This window comes from Thiohalorhabdus sp., from assembly GCF_046545655.1.
Lineage (GTDB): Bacteria > Pseudomonadota > Gammaproteobacteria > Thiohalorhabdales > Thiohalorhabdaceae > Thiohalorhabdus.
This window is the reverse complement of sequence record NZ_JBKGZG010000006.1, coordinates 15,973-29,470: the sequence shown is the minus strand read 5'-3', so window position 1 is coordinate 29,470 and position 13,498 is coordinate 15,973. Positions and strand designations below refer to the sequence as shown.

At 67.8% G+C, this 13,498-nt stretch carries 12 protein-coding genes; 11 read left to right on the top strand and 1 reads right to left on the bottom strand.

Annotation, left to right across the window (positions count from 1 at the left end; translation table 11 throughout):
* The first annotated feature begins 9 nt into the window (after positions 1 to 9).
* The 7 genes from tatA to ACLFRB_RS02555 all read left to right on the top strand — a co-directional run bounded on the left by tatA (position 10) and on the right by ACLFRB_RS02555 (position 5,421).
* Positions 10 to 258 (top strand): twin-arginine translocase TatA/TatE family subunit, encoded by a 249-nt coding sequence (tatA, locus tag ACLFRB_RS02585; protein ID WP_411067436.1) that lies wholly within the window; start codon positions 10 to 12, stop codon positions 256 to 258.
* 71 nt (positions 259 to 329) lie between these two features.
* The gene (gene tatB / locus ACLFRB_RS02580) at positions 330 to 827 is read left to right on the top strand and encodes a Sec-independent protein translocase protein TatB (protein ID WP_411067435.1); all 498 of its coding nucleotides are present in this window, start codon (positions 330 to 332) and stop codon (positions 825 to 827) included.
* Positions 820 to 1,581: a twin-arginine translocase subunit TatC gene (gene tatC, locus ACLFRB_RS02575; RefSeq protein WP_411067434.1), complete on the top strand. Its 762-nt coding sequence runs from the start codon at positions 820 to 822 to the stop codon at positions 1,579 to 1,581. Before tatB ends, tatC begins: the two co-directional genes overlap by 8 nt.
* A gap of 293 nt (positions 1,582 to 1,874) precedes the next feature.
* Positions 1,875 to 2,636 carry a Nif3-like dinuclear metal center hexameric protein gene (locus ACLFRB_RS02570; protein ID WP_411067433.1) on the top strand — a complete coding sequence of 254 codons (762 nt, stop codon included), beginning with the start codon at positions 1,875 to 1,877 and terminating at the stop codon, positions 2,634 to 2,636.
* A 248-nt stretch (positions 2,637 to 2,884) separates the two neighbouring features.
* Positions 2,885 to 3,475, top strand: coding sequence for a ubiquinol-cytochrome c reductase iron-sulfur subunit (gene petA / locus ACLFRB_RS02565; RefSeq protein WP_411067432.1), 591 nt, complete (start codon positions 2,885 to 2,887; stop codon positions 3,473 to 3,475).
* Positions 3,476 to 3,529: 54 nt separating this feature from the next.
* Positions 3,530 to 4,696 carry a cytochrome b gene (locus ACLFRB_RS02560; RefSeq protein WP_411067475.1) on the top strand — a complete coding sequence of 389 codons (1,167 nt, stop codon included), beginning with the start codon at positions 3,530 to 3,532 and terminating at the stop codon, positions 4,694 to 4,696.
* Positions 4,696 to 5,421, top strand: coding sequence for a cytochrome c1 (locus ACLFRB_RS02555; protein WP_411067431.1), 726 nt, complete (start codon positions 4,696 to 4,698; stop codon positions 5,419 to 5,421). The genes ACLFRB_RS02560 and ACLFRB_RS02555 overlap by 1 nt, the downstream gene beginning before the upstream one ends.
* A gap of 84 nt (positions 5,422 to 5,505) precedes the next feature.
* Here ACLFRB_RS02555 and ACLFRB_RS02550 read toward each other — a convergent pair whose 3' ends face one another.
* Complete coding sequence (locus ACLFRB_RS02550) at positions 5,506 to 6,861, bottom strand: TrpB-like pyridoxal phosphate-dependent enzyme (RefSeq protein WP_411067430.1); 1,356 nt, start codon at positions 6,859 to 6,861, stop codon at positions 5,506 to 5,508.
* A 119-nt stretch (positions 6,862 to 6,980) separates the two neighbouring features.
* On the opposite strand from ACLFRB_RS02550, the gene ACLFRB_RS02545 reads away from it, so the two are divergent.
* The 4 genes from ACLFRB_RS02545 to ACLFRB_RS02530 all read left to right on the top strand — a co-directional run bounded on the left by ACLFRB_RS02545 (position 6,981) and on the right by ACLFRB_RS02530 (position 13,398).
* The gene (locus ACLFRB_RS02545) at positions 6,981 to 8,309 is read left to right on the top strand and encodes a YihY/virulence factor BrkB family protein (RefSeq protein ID WP_411067429.1); all 1,329 of its coding nucleotides are present in this window, start codon (positions 6,981 to 6,983) and stop codon (positions 8,307 to 8,309) included.
* 39 nt (positions 8,310 to 8,348) lie between these two features.
* A complete protein-coding gene (locus tag ACLFRB_RS02540) occupies positions 8,349 to 9,710 on the top strand; it encodes a YhjD/YihY/BrkB family envelope integrity protein (RefSeq protein ID WP_411067428.1) in 1,362 nt (453 codons plus the stop codon).
* Between the two features lie 118 nt (positions 9,711 to 9,828).
* Positions 9,829 to 10,689 (top strand): CbbQ/NirQ/NorQ/GpvN family protein, encoded by an 861-nt coding sequence (locus ACLFRB_RS02535; protein WP_411067427.1) that lies wholly within the window; start codon positions 9,829 to 9,831, stop codon positions 10,687 to 10,689.
* Positions 10,690 to 10,881: 192 nt separating this feature from the next.
* Positions 10,882 to 13,398 (top strand): nitric oxide reductase activation protein NorD, encoded by a 2,517-nt coding sequence (locus tag ACLFRB_RS02530; RefSeq protein WP_411067426.1) that lies wholly within the window; start codon positions 10,882 to 10,884, stop codon positions 13,396 to 13,398.
* The last annotated feature ends 100 nt before the right edge of the window (positions 13,399 to 13,498 follow it).

Sequence of the window (13,498 nt, the reverse complement as noted above, 5' to 3'; positions counted from 1 at the left end):
GGATGGGCCATGTTTGGTGGATTCGGTATTCCCGAGCTGTTGATCATTCTGGTGATCGTGCTGGTGTTCTTCGGTGCCGGCAAGCTGCCGGAGATCGGCAGCGCCCTGGGCAAGGGCATCCGTGGCTTCCGGCAGTCCATGGACGACGGTACCCCCAAGGACGAGAAGAAAGAGCCGGAGAGCCTGGAGCACAGCCAGGGCGAGACCATCGAGGGCAGCACGGTGGAGCAGAAGGAAGAAGAGAAAGAAAAGAAGTAACCCCTCCCTTGCACACCCCGACATCGGGGCCGCCGGCCCCGGTCCACGCCTATTGAGGTTCCCCTCGGGCCATGTTTGATATCGGCTTCATCGAGTTGCTGGTGATCGGGCTTATCCTCCTGCTGGTGGTGGGTCCCGAGCGCTTCCCGGAGGTGGCCCGGACGGTGGGCGGCTGGTTCCATCAGGCCAAGCGGTATCTGGACGGCATGAAGTCCGAGCTGGACCGGGACCTGCACCTGAGCGAGCTCCAGCGCGAGACGCGGGAATCCCTCGAGCGGACCAAGAAGTCCGTGCAGGAGGTGGACCGCGAGACCCGCGCGGCCACCGATCCTTCCCGCAAGGCCGAAAAGGGCTCCGCGTCCGCGGAGAATCGGGAAGCGGGCGGCGAGGAGCGGAAGGCGGAGGCCGCCGCGGGGGAGGACAGCGGGAACGAGGCTTCCGCAGCCCCCGAAACCCAAGGTGAGCGCCCGGATGCGGAGCCAGAGGCGGATCCGGAGCGGGAAGCCGCCGAGGCCATGGAGCGGGAGCTGGAGCAGGACCAACCGAAGAGTGACAAAGACCGTGGCTGATCCCGGCGAGCAATCGGATACCCTGGTCGGTCATCTCCTGGAGCTGAAGTCCCGGATGACCCGGGCTTTGGCGGGGGTGCTGGTAGGCTTTTTGGCTGCCTATCCGTTCAAGGAGCGGATCTTCAGCTTCTTCATCGAGCCCATGAACCGGACCCTGCCCGAGCAGTCCTCCTTCATCTTCACCAACCCCGGCGAGGCCTTCTTCACCTACCTCAAGGTCAGCCTGCTCACCGGCTTCCTGCTCGCCATCCCGGTGGTGCTGTACCAGTTCTGGGCCTTCGTGGCCCCGGGACTGTACAAGAACGAGCGCCGGGTGTTCTTCCCGGTCCTGATCCTGTCCATCTTCCTGTTCCTGTTCGGGGCGGCCTTCAGCTTCTTCCTGGTGTTCCCGCTGGCGTTCCAGTTCCTGGTGGGCTTCGCCAACGAAGAGATCATGGCCATGCCCACCATGAAGGAGTACCTGGGCTTCTCGCTGACCCTGATCCTGGCCTTCGGCGCCTCCTTCGAGATCCCCGTCGTCTGCATGGCCCTGGTGCGCCTGGGCATGGTGACGGTGGAGGGCATGCGGGCCAAGCGCCGCTATGTGTTCGCCGGCGCGTTCATTCTGGCCGCGCTCATCACCCCGCCTGACGTTATCTCCCAGGTCCTGCTGGGCTTCCCGGTATGGCTGCTCTATGAGCTGGGGATCGTGCTGTCGCGCTACGTGACCCCGCAGGAGGAGGCGGAAAGCGACTCGGCGGAGGAGGAATCCTGAGGGTCGGTGCTGCTCCGCAATCAATGGGGCCACGGAGGATCCGGGACGCACGCAGGGAAAGAACCCTTCCTTCCAGTTCCTGCAGGGAGAGCGGCCAGGGCACCCGCGACAAATGGGGCCCCGGACGGTGGCGGCCGATAGCCGCTTCCCCAGGGTTGGAGCCGGAACCGCCTTGCCGGCGGACCATGCCGGGGCGGCCCCGGCATGGTTGCGGAAGCTCTCTTTCCTCTTTCTCCGCGCGCTGCGTGCACTCCGCGGTTGTTTGGACGGTTACCTGATGCCCGGAGGCTGAGATGTCGGTGGATCTTCACGAGCTGGTGGCCTACTGCGACGAGTTCCTGGAAGTGGGCGCCGTGTCGGACTTCTCTCCCAACGGGCTGCAGGTGGAGGGCCGCGCCCGGGTACAGCGGATCGTCTCCGGGGTCACCGCCTGCCAGGCGCTGCTGGACGTGGCGGTGGCGGACGGGGCCGATCTGGTGCTGGTCCACCATGGGTATTTCTGGAAGGGAGAGGATCCCAGGGTGGTGGGGATGAAGGGCAACCGCCTCCGCACCCTTCTGAAGAACGACCTTTCCCTGCTGGCCTACCACCTGCCCCTTGACCGCCACCCAACCGTGGGCAACAACGCCGGTCTGATGGAGGTCCTGGAGGTGCGGGGCGCCGAGCCCTTTGGCGCCCTGGGCGGTATCACCATCGGCCTGGGGGGAAGCCTGGCGACTCCCCTGGAGCCCACCGCCTTCCTGGAACGGGTGGGGGAGCGGCTGGAGACCCGGACCCTGCACGTGGCCGGCCCCCAGAAGCGGATCGAGCGGGTGGCGGTGTGCAGCGGCGGCGCACCGGACCTTGTGGAGGAGGCCGCGGCCGCGGGCTACGACTGCTATCTGACCGGGGAGTCCAACGAGCGCGCTACCCACATGGCCCGCGAGCTCGGCATCCACTTCGTGGCTGCAGGCCACCACGCTACCGAACGGGCCGGGGCAGGATCCCTGGGCCGGCACCTGGCGGAGCGCTTCGGCCTGGAACATCGCTTCGTCGACATTCCGAATCCAGCATAGGCTTATTCCTGTCCTGCAATTTTAAAAAATCATTAAATTCTTTTATGGATGGACAGAAAGGGCTGGCCTTGACCGGACGGCCTTGCATGCAGGAACCTATGCCGGCCGGGGAGCCGGCTTTCGTTTTTTGTTCCTGATCAGGCCCGATTTCTGCGGATTCCGGAGATCAATAGCGTCTCCGTTCTCCGCGCCAAACATTTCGAAGTCCCGTTCCCGCGATTGATGCCTTTCCCGTCCTAGGAGGAGCTATGAGTACGGACAGTGTGAACCCCAACCGCCGACGGTTCCTGAACTGGACCGCCGGCGTGGTTGGGGCGGTTGGCGTGGGCTACGCGGCTGTCCCCTTCATCCGGAGCATGTCGCCGAGCGCGGCGGTCATGGCCGAGGCCACCACCACGGTGGACCTGTCAAAGGTCGACAAGGGCCAGCGCATCACCGTCATGTGGCAAGGCAAACCGGTGTGGGTGGTGCGGCGGACCGACGAGATGCTGGAGACCCTGGAGGATCCGGAGGTCACGGACCAGCTCAAGGACCCGGACTCCGAGAAGTCCGAGCAGCCCGAGTTCGCGGCCAACGAGTACCGGTCCCGTGAACCCGAATGGCTGGTCATGATTGCCATCTGCACCCACCTTGGCTGCATCCCCTCCTACAATCCAGAATCCGGCGGCGACTTCTGGTCGGGGGCCTGGAAGGGCGGCTTCTTCTGTCCGTGTCACGGTTCCGGCTACGACCTGGCCGGACGGGTCATGGAAGGCAGTCCCGCGCCGCGGAACATGGAAGTTCCTTACTATGAATTCCTCTCCGATAGCGAGCTTCGCATCGGCGAGCCGATGGGCTAAGGGGGAGCGAACGTGAACCGAGTAATCGATTGGGTCGATGCCCGCTATCCGCTCATGCGGAACATCCGCGAGCATCTGACCGAGTACTACGCGCCGAAGAATTTCAACTTCATGTATTATTTCGGCTCGCTGGCGCTGCTGGTGCTGGTGGTGCAGATCGTCTCCGGCATCTTCCTCACCATGCACTACAAGCCGGACGCCGAGCTGGCCTTCGCCTCCGTCGAGCACATCATGCGCGATGTGAACTACGGCTGGCTGATCCGGTATATGCACTCCACGGGCGCCTCGGCCTTTTTCATCGTAATCTACCTCCACATGTTCCGCGCCCTCATGTACGGCTCGTACAAGCAGCCAAGGGAGCTGGTGTGGCTGGTGGGCATGCTGATCTTCCTGGTGCTCATGGCCGAGGCCTTCATGGGCTACGTGCTGCCCTGGGGCCAGATGTCCTACTGGGGCGCCCAGGTGATCATCAACCTGTTCACTCCCATCCCCTACATCGGTCCGGACCTGGCGGAATGGATTCGCGGTGGGTTCTCCATCGACGACCCCACCCTGAACCGCCTGTTCGCCCTGCATGTGGTGGCCCTGCCCATCGTGCTGCTGGCCCTGGTGGCCGTGCACCTGATCGCTCTGCACGAGGTGGGGTCCAACAACCCGGACGGGGTGGAGATCAAGAAGAACAAGGATGAAACCGGCAAGCCGGTGGATGGCATTCCTTTCCATCCCTACTACACGGTGAAGGATATTTTTGGCGCGGTTGTCTTCCTGTTCGTTGCCGCGGTGATCATCTTCTATCTGCCGACGGCGGGCGGGTACTTCCTGGAGCACGACAACTTCATGGAATCCGATCCGCTGCAGACTCCCGAGCACATCAAGCCGGTGTGGTACTTCGGCACCTTCTACGCCATCCTGCGCGCGGTGCCCGACAAGCTAACCGGCGTGGTGCTGATGTTCCTGGCCATCGCCTTCCTGTTCCTGCTGCCCTGGCTCGACCGCTCCAAGGTCAAGTCCTGGCGGTTCCGGCCCATCTACAAGCAGATGGTCATCCTGTTCGGCATCAGCTTCGTGGTGCTCATGTGGCTGGGCGGGCAACCGGCGACCGCGACCTACACCATGTTCGCGCGGATCTTCACGGTGATCTACTTCGCGTTCTTTATCGCGCTGCCGTTCGTGTCCAAGTGGGAAAAGCCGAAACCGGTTCCGGAAAGGGTGACCAAGTGATGAAGAACTGGATCGCAGCTATCGTGACGGGCCTTGTCGCCCTTCCGGGTCTCGCCCTGGGGGCGGGCGGCGAGGCGGATCTCATGCACATGGAGGTGGACTACTCCGACGAGGCCCTGCGCGACGGGGCGGAGACCTTCATCGACAATTGCATGGGCTGCCACTCCGCCGAGTTCTTCCGCCTCAAGAACCTGGAGGAGGATCTCGGCATGGCCAAGGAGGAGGTCGAGGACGAGCTGATGTATGGGCTCGCCAGCGTCAACGACCACCTGGAATCGGCCATGACGGAGGATCAGGGTGACCGGTGGTTCGGTGCCTCGGCGCCGGACCTCTCCCTGACCTCGCGGGTCCGCGGGGAGGACTGGATCTACACCTACCTCCTGCGCTTCCACAGCGACGAAGATGCGGCCAACGGCTGGAACAACCATGTGTTCCCGGAGGTCAGCATGCCCAACGTCCTCTACAGCATGACCGAAGAGGCCCCGGAGTACTACGACGCCATGCCCCAGCCCCACCACGACGGGGAGGAGGGGGACCTGGAGTACCCGGAGGTGCCGGAGAAGCTGGATCAAAAGGTTCAGAACCTAGTGTCCTTCATGTCCTATGTGGGCGATCCCTCGGTGAAGGCGCGCCACTCCATGGGTCCCTGGGTCCTGCTGTTCCTGGTGATCCTCGGTTTGGTCACCTACCTGGTGAAGAAGGAGTATTGGCGGGATATCCACTGACCCGTCCGTAGCCTTCGCCGCAGCAAGAAAAACCCCGCTCCTTCTGGAGCGGGGTTTTTTGCGGCCTCGTCCCGGAGCGCCCGGTCAGGTCCCGGCGACCCTGGGCAGCCGGTGCAGGGCGGCCTCGATCTCCTCGGCGGGGTACTCGTAGTTCTCCAGCTCGCCGGAGAAGTACTTGTCGTAGGCGGCCATGTCGAAGTGGCCGTGCCCGGAGAGGTTGAAGAACAGGGTCTTCTCCTCGCCGCTCTCCTTGCAGCGCAGCGCCTCGTCCATGCAGGCGCGGATGGCGTGGTTGGTCTCGGGGGCGGGAATGATGCCCTCGGCGCGGGCGAAAGTGACGCCGGCCTGGAAGGTCTCCACCTGGGGCACGGCCACCGCCTCCAGGATGCCCTCGTGGTAGAGCTGGGAGACCAGGGCCGAGTCGCCGTGGTAGCGCAGGCCGCCGGCGTGGATGGAGGGCGGCATGAAGTCGTGGCCCAGGGTGTACATGAGGGAGAGGGGCGTGAGGCCCTGGGAGTCGCCGAAGTCGTAGGCGTAGTGGCCGCGGGTGAGTGTGGGGCAGGAGGTGGGCTCCACCGCCACCAGGCGTACCTCCTTGCCCGCCGCCTTGTCCGCCAGGAAGGGGAAGGCGGCGCCGCCGAAGTTGGAGCCGCCGCCGCAGGGGGCGAACACCATGTCCGGGTAGTCGCCCACCTGGTCGAACTGCTTCTTGGCCTCCAGGCCGATCACGGTCTGGTGCAGCAGCACGTGGTTGAGCACCGAGCCCAGGGCGTAGTTGGTGTCGTCGCGGCCGGCGGCGTCCTCCACCGCCTCGGAGATGGCCAGGCCCAGGGAGCCAGGGTTGGTCGGATCCTCCACGAGGGCCTTGCGGCCGGCCTCGGTCTGGTCGGTGGGGCTGGGCAGCACCTCGGCGCCCCAGGTCTGCATCATGGAGCGGCGGAAGGGCTTCTGCTCGTAGCTCACCTTCACCATGTAGACGCGCACGTCGAGGCCGAACATCTCCCCGGCGAAGGCCAGGGAGGAGCCCCACTGGCCGGCGCCGGTCTCGGTGGCCAGCCGCGTGAAGCCCTCCCGCTTGTTGTAGTAGGCCTGGGCGATGGCGGAGTTGGGCTTGTGCGAGCCGGCGGGGCTCACCCCCTCGTACTTGTAGTAGATGCGCGCCGGGGTCCCCAGGGCCGCTTCAAGCCGGTGGGCGCGGTACAGGGGGGCGGGGCGCCACAGGGCGTAGGCCGCCCGCACCGGCTCGGGGATCTCGATCCAGCGGTCCGTGGCCATCTCCTGCTCGATGATCCCTTGCGGGAAGATCGCCGACAGGGCCTCGGGACCCACCGGCTGGCCGTCGGGCCCGAGCGGTGGCGCAGGGGGATTGGGCATGTCCGCCACCACGTTGTACCAATGCCGGGGGATCTCCGACTCGTCGAGGAGGATCTTGGTTTCCACTGCGCGCTCCTTGTGTCGGGGGCATGCGGGGGCCCGGATGGGGATGGGGCGTGCCGAAGGTATTGTAGGGTGGAATGAGGGCGGGACGAAGCCCCCGCAAAAAGAAAGGCTGGACGGAAATGGGCCACCTCTTCCGATCCCTGGTCCGGTTCGCCTGGGAGTCCGACCCCCGCGAGAGCCGGTTTCGCCGGGCCGCCGTCCGCGTCCTGCGCGTGCTGCACGTGCTGGGGCGGGAGCTGGTCTGGGAGGGGCGGATCCCGGACCAGGCCACCAGCCTGGTCTACACCACCCTGCTGGCCCTCATTCCCCTTTTGGCGGTGGGCTTTTCCGTGCTCAAGGGGTTCGGCCTCCACGAGGAGCTCTTCCCGTTGCTGGCGGGGGCCTTCGACCCCCTTGGCGAGGCGGGCGAGCGCATGGCCCAGCGTTTGCTGGGCTTCGTGGAGGGAGTGAATACCGGCGTGCTGGGGGCGGCGGGCGTGGTGTTCCTGCTCTACACGGCCCTCTCCCTGGCGCAGAAGGTGGAGGGCGCCCTCAACGAGCTCTGGGCGGTGCGCCGCCTGCGCGGTCTGGGCCAGCGGATCGTCGGCTACCTGGCCATCATCGCTGTGGGGCCCCTGCTGGTGGTGGGAGCCCTGGCCCTGACCGCCTCCCTGTTCGCCAGCGAGCGCGTGCAGGCCGTTCTGGCGCTCGGCCCCTTGGGCACCGTCGTCGCCGCGGTTCTGGCCCTCCTCCCCTACGTCCTGGTGATCCTGGCCTTCGCCTTCGTCTACTTCATCATCCCCCACGCCCGGGTCCAGGTGCGGGCCGCGCTGGTGGGCGGGCTGGTGGCGGGCATCCTGTGGGAGACGGTGGGCTGGATCTTCGGTGCGGTAGCGGTGGGCTCGACGCGCTACGCGGCAGTCTATTCGGGGCTGGCCATCCTGGTGGTGTTCATGATCTGGGTGTACCAGAGCTGGCTGATCCTGCTGCTGGGGGCCCGGCTGGCCTTCTACCTGCAGCACCCCGAGTCTCTGCGGCGGGCCGGGGGTGGAGCGCGGGTGAGCGCCCGCCTCGCCGAGCGCCTGGCGCTGCTGGTGATGGCGCCCATCGTCCGGGACTACTTGGTCGGGGGCCAGGAGCCCTGGACCGCGGACCGGCTGGCCCGATGGCTGGAGGTGCCGGTGGAGGTGGTAGAGCGGGTGGTGGAGGACCTCCAGGAGGCGGGGCTCCTGCTGCCCACCCGGGGCGAGCCCCCGGGCCTGGTCCCGGGGCGCAGCCCGGAGCGGGTGCCACTGGAGGACCTGCTGGGTGCCGTTCGGGCCGCCGGCGGCTATGAGGTGGTGCCGCCGTACCGCCTCCCCGAGGATCCGCGGGTGGACCGCTACATGGTGGCCTGCGAGCAGGCCTGCGGGGAAAGCCTGGCCGGGGCCACGCTGGTGGACCTGGCGGGCGATTCGGGCCCATCCTGAACCCGCCGCAAGGGATCGGGCCAGAAACCGGGAGGGACCATGGCGAGTCGCTGGGAACGGGCAGCCCGTTGGCTGAATCGGGCCCTTTGGGGCCAGGAGGTGAGCGCCCTTCCCTGGCGGCGCCGGGTCCTGGTCCGCACCGGCCAGATCCTCTGGGCCCTCGCCCTGGACCTCTACGATGGCGCCCTTACCCGCCACACCACCAGCCTGGTCTACACCACCCTGCTTTCCCTGGCGCCCCTGCTGGCCTTTGGGTTCTCGGTGCTCACGGCCCTGGGCATGCAGAACCGTCTGGAGCCGGTTCTCCTGGGGTTTCTCGCCCCGCTGGGGCCCGAGGGGCGGGGCTTCGCCGAGCGCATCCTGGAATTCGTGGACAACATCGAGGTGGGGGTGCTGGGCACCGTGGGCCTGGCCTTTTTGCTGTTCACCGTGGGCTCCCTGATCTATAAGATCGAGACCAGCTTCAACTTCATCTGGGACATCCGGGAGGCCCGCAGCTGGCCGCAGAGCGTGAGCGGCTACCTGAGCGTGATCTTCGGCGGTCCCATCCTGCTCTTTACCACCGCCGGCATGACCGCTCGGGCCCTGGAATCTCCATGGCTCCGGGCCATCTGGGGCTTGGAGCCCCTGGGCACGGTGCTGGGATTGCTGTCCCAGTTGGTGCCCGTGGCCCTGGTGGTGGGGGCCTTCACCCTGGTTTATCTCCTGGTGCCCAATACCCGGGTGCCTTTCGGCAACGCGCTCACCGGCGGACTGGTGGCCGGCGTCCTCTGGCAGCTTTCCGGCTGGATCTTCGGGACCTTCGTGGCCAGCTCGGCACGGTACGCGGCCATTTACTCGGGCTTCGCCATCGGCCTGCTGTTCATGATCTGGCTCTACCTGAGCTGGCTGATCATGCTGGTGGGGGCGCGGATCACCTTCTTCTTCCAGCACCCCGAGTACCTGGGCCAGCCCGAGCCGGGCACGCCCCTGCGCGGCAAGCCCCGGCAGCGGGCGGCGCTCACCGCAATGCTCCTGGTGGCGCGGGCCTTCGAGCGGGGCCAGGCCCCCTGGACCCTGGAGACCCTGCAGGCCCGCCTGGGGGTCCCCGGCAATCCCCTTCTCGGGGTGCTGGAGGACCTGCACGGGGCCGGCCTGGTCGCCCCCACTCAAGGCCGGCCCCCCGCCTACCTGCCGGCGCGGGATCCCCATTCCCTTCCGGTCAAGGAGGTGATCGACGCCGTGACCCGCTCCTCCGGAGGCGCCGGGCCGCCCCGCTATCGGCTGCGGGCCGACCCCGTGGCGGACCGGCTCATGGAGCGCATGGACCGGCTCCTGGAACAGGAGCTCGGTTCGGTGACGGTGGGCGCCCTGGCCGCGACGGCCAAGGAGGAGACCGGGGCCGTGGAAGCCGGGGAATAGCCCCGAAACGCGTTTCGCCCCCCGAGGTCCGGACTGGTATATTAGCGCGTTTCCTGATACTGAAGCTCGGAAATCCGCGGGCGTTGGTCCGGCGCGGGGCGAGACGAGGAGCCCGATCATGGTCAAGAAGTTCATCGATAGATTGCGGGGCGTGGAGCGGGACGTGATCCAGGCCCCCGAGGACGGCGACGCGCCCTTCTACGCCGCCCAGGGCGGCGAGATCGAATTCTTCCAGGCCGCCTACGACGAGCGCCTGCCGGTGATGCTCAAGGGGCCCACGGGCTGCGGCAAGACCCGCTTCCTGGAGCATGTGGCCCACAAGCTGGGCCGGCCGCTGGTGACCGTCTCCTGCCACGAGGACCTCACCAGCTCCGACCTGGTGGGCCGCTTCCTGCTGCAGGGCGAGGAGACAGTGTGGCAGGACGGCCCGCTCACCAAGGCGGTGAAGGAGGGCGCCATCTGCTACCTGGACGAGATCGTCGAGGCGCGCACGGACACCACGGTGGTGATCCACCCCCTCACCGACCACCGCCGCCAGCTGCCCCTGGACAAGAAGGGCCAGATCATCGACGCCCACGAGGACTTCATGCTGGTGATCTCCTACAACCCGGGCTACCAGACCGTCCTCAAGGACCTGAAGCCCTCCACCAAGCAGCGCTTCGTGGCCTACAACTTCGACTACCCCTCCGAGGAGGTGGAGCGCGAGATCGTGGCCAAGGAGTCCGAGGGCCTCGACGGCGAGCTGCTGGACAAGCTGGTGGCCGCCGGCCGCCAGGCCCGCAACCTCAAGGACCACGGCCTCGACGAGGTGACCTCCACCCGCGCCCTGGTGTACGCCGGCCAGCTCATCCACGCCGGCATGGCGCCCCTGGAGGCCTGCCGCGCCGCCATGGTCGCCCCCATCACCGACGATCCGGAGCTGGCCGAGGCGCTGATGGAGATCATGCGCACCCACTTCGGCGCCGAGGCCACGGCGTAGACGGCAGGAATGCAACCGCCAAGGACGCCAAGGACGCCAAGGACGGCGAAACGACAAATAAGAAGACCTTGAAAAGGCAGGGTGGTTGGCCGCCTCCGGATTACGGGGAAGGTTCTTCCGTATCGCCTTTCTTTGAGTCGTTTTGTTGACGCCCTTGGCGTACTTGGCGGTTCAATAATCCGTGAAGAAGCCATGACCGAGAACGAAGCCCTCCTCGAGATCGAGGAGATCCGCCAGCACCTGGAAGGGGTGAGCTTCGTCGCCCACCGCGACTCCACCCAGGTCCTGCCCACGGTCCAGGAGCGGTTCGGCGCCGAGGCGGCGCTGCACTGGCTGGAGCACGCCCGCGACCTGTTCTTCCACGACCGCGAGGCGGGCAAGGCCTTCATCCGCAATACGGAGCAGGCCGTCGCCGCCTGCGACTGCCTGGACTGGGTGGAGCAGGCGGCGGAGTTCCTGCGCTGGCGGGGCTCCTACAAGGCCCTGGAGGCCTTCATGCCCCAGGTGGGCGAGGTCTACGCCGAGCTGGGCCCGGAGGGCGAGCGCACCTGGTTCGAGCTCGGCATCCGCTGGCTGGAGCGGCATCTGGACTCCGGCACCAGCTACTTCCGCACCCCCTGGCGCGACCTCGCCGGCGGCAAGGGGGCCGCGGGCATGGAGGAGCTCCTGGCCCCCGCCGAGAAGCTGTTCCAGGAACGCCGCGTGGCCCTGGGCAGCTACGTCACCGGCGCCATGCGGGTGCGCGACCTGGTGGGTCCCGAGGGCCTGGACCAGTGGGCCCGGCGCGGCGCGGACATCCTGCAGGCCTCCCGCCAGCGCGGCGAGGCCTACTTCCGCCTGGAAAGCGCCGAGAGCGTGGGCCTGCTGCTGGAGGCGGTGCCCGGCTACCGCGTGCGGGAGCACGCCCGGCTGCTGCAGATGCTGCAGGCGGCCTGGTTCGGCCGCGCCCATCCCTTCGCCGAGAGCGAGTGGATCCCGGGCGAGGGCCGGCCCCTGGCGGACACGGACGGCGAGGCCATCTATCTGCCGGCGGTATTCCCCAGCCGCGAGGAGGCGCTGCTCGCCGTCTTCCACGTGGCCGGCCACCTGGAGCAGGGCACCTACGACCGGGAGGCCATCGAGGCCCTGTTCGCCGAGGCGGGCATGGCCCATCCCCCCCTGGAGGACGGCCAGCGGATCACCTGGCGGCCGCTCTACGCCGCCTACGGCGACGAGCTGTTCCGTTTCCAGCTGCTGTTCGACCTGTGCGAGGACCTGCGCGTGGACGCGGCCCTGGACGGCATCATCCCGGGCCACCTGCACCGCCTCCTGCGGCTGGCCGAGGCCGGGGGCGAGCCCGAGGGCAACGCTGCCCCCTATTGGCGCCTGGCGCGGGACAGCGTGCGCGGCGCCCTCGGCGAGGCGGAGCTGGACGCGCGCCTGCAGCCGTTGCTGGAGCCCGGCGCCACCCTGGTGGATGCCTTTCGCATCGCCAACCGGCTGTACGAGGAGGAAGGGGACCTGCCGACGCCGGACATGGCCGACCGGGACCGGGCCTACCTGCCGGGGCGCGGCCCCAACGCCTCCCGGCCCGTGTATCCCCGCAGCTACGGGGGAGAGGACGAGGAGGCCTCGGGCGCCGACGACCTGGAGGAGAGCCGCGGCGAGGAGGCGGCCAGCCAGGAGGAGCAGGAGGGCGGCGAGACCCAGGAGGATCCCGACTGGTCCATGCCGCCGGAGGAGACCGGGGGCAGCGGCGGCCGCATCGGCGCCGGCATCAACACCGCCACGGCGGTGTCCGGGAAGCGCCGCCAGCGCCGGGCCGACCAGGTGGGCGTGGGCTACCCGGAATGGGACTACCGCGACCGGGACTACAAGCCCGACTGGGCCTGGATCCAGGAGAAGCCCCTGGACGGCGCCGACCCGTCCGCCGCCGCGGAGATGCTGGCCGCCCAGGGCGACACCCTGACCCGCCTCAAGCGCGCCCTGCAGATGCAGAAGCCCCAGCGTCCGGCGCCGCTGCGCCGCCAGCTTGACGGCGAGGAGCTGGACGTGGAGGCGGCCATGGACTTCGTCACCGAGAAGCGCGCCGGCAACGCCCCGGAGCCCTACGTCTATCAGCACCGTGCCCGGGTGGAGCGCGACACGGCGGTGCTCCTGCTGGCGGACCTGTCCACTTCCATCATGGCCCCCTGCGAGTCGGGCGAGGGCCGGGTGGTGGACCGCCTGCGGGCGGGCATGCTGCTGTTCGCCGAGGCCCTGGACACCCTGGGCGACCCCTACGCCCTGGCCGGGTTCGCCTCCAAGTACCGCGACAGCGTAAGCTACTACCCCATCAAGGAGTTCGGGCAGGCCCTGGACGCGCAGGTGCGCGGCACCATCGCCGGCATCAACGGCCGCCTGGCCACCCGCATGGGGGCGGCCATCCGCCACGCCAGCGGGCGCTTCGCGGGGGTGAGCGCCGAGCGCCGCCTGCTGCTGATCCTGTCGGACGGCCGGCCCGCGGACTACGACGACGGCGGCGACCCCCGCTACCTGCACGAGGACACCCGCATGGCGGTGAAGGAGGCGGTGGACCGGGGCATCCACCCCTTCTGCCTGACCCTGGACCCCTCCGGCTCCGACTACCTGCCGGCCATCTTCGGCCCGGGCCACTACCTGGTCCTGGACCGGGTGGACGAGCTGCCGCAGCGGCTGCCGGAGGTGTACCTGCGCCTGCGGGCGGGATGAACTCCACCCGGTCCCGACGGTCCGAGGCTTGTAATCGGGCCCCACAGCCCCTATATAGACACCGGTTACCCAACGCCATCGCCCAACGGAGGACAGTGAT

Coding starts and splice junctions, on each gene's coding strand:
- tatA (WP_411067436.1), top strand. CDS start 10: ATGTTTGGTGGATTCGGTATTCCCGAGCTGTTGATCATTCTGGTGATC.
- tatB (WP_411067435.1), top strand. CDS start 330: ATGTTTGATATCGGCTTCATCGAGTTGCTGGTGATCGGGCTTATCCTC.
- ACLFRB_RS02570 (WP_411067433.1), top strand. CDS start 1,875: ATGTCGGTGGATCTTCACGAGCTGGTGGCCTACTGCGACGAGTTCCTG.
- petA (WP_411067432.1), top strand. CDS start 2,885: ATGAGTACGGACAGTGTGAACCCCAACCGCCGACGGTTCCTGAACTGG.
- ACLFRB_RS02560 (WP_411067475.1), top strand. CDS start 3,530: ATGCGGAACATCCGCGAGCATCTGACCGAGTACTACGCGCCGAAGAAT.
- ACLFRB_RS02555 (WP_411067431.1), top strand. CDS start 4,696: ATGAAGAACTGGATCGCAGCTATCGTGACGGGCCTTGTCGCCCTTCCG.
- ACLFRB_RS02545 (WP_411067429.1), top strand. CDS start 6,981: ATGGGCCACCTCTTCCGATCCCTGGTCCGGTTCGCCTGGGAGTCCGAC.
- ACLFRB_RS02540 (WP_411067428.1), top strand. CDS start 8,349: ATGGCGAGTCGCTGGGAACGGGCAGCCCGTTGGCTGAATCGGGCCCTT.
- ACLFRB_RS02535 (WP_411067427.1), top strand. CDS start 9,829: ATGGTCAAGAAGTTCATCGATAGATTGCGGGGCGTGGAGCGGGACGTG.
- ACLFRB_RS02530 (WP_411067426.1), top strand. CDS start 10,882: ATGACCGAGAACGAAGCCCTCCTCGAGATCGAGGAGATCCGCCAGCAC.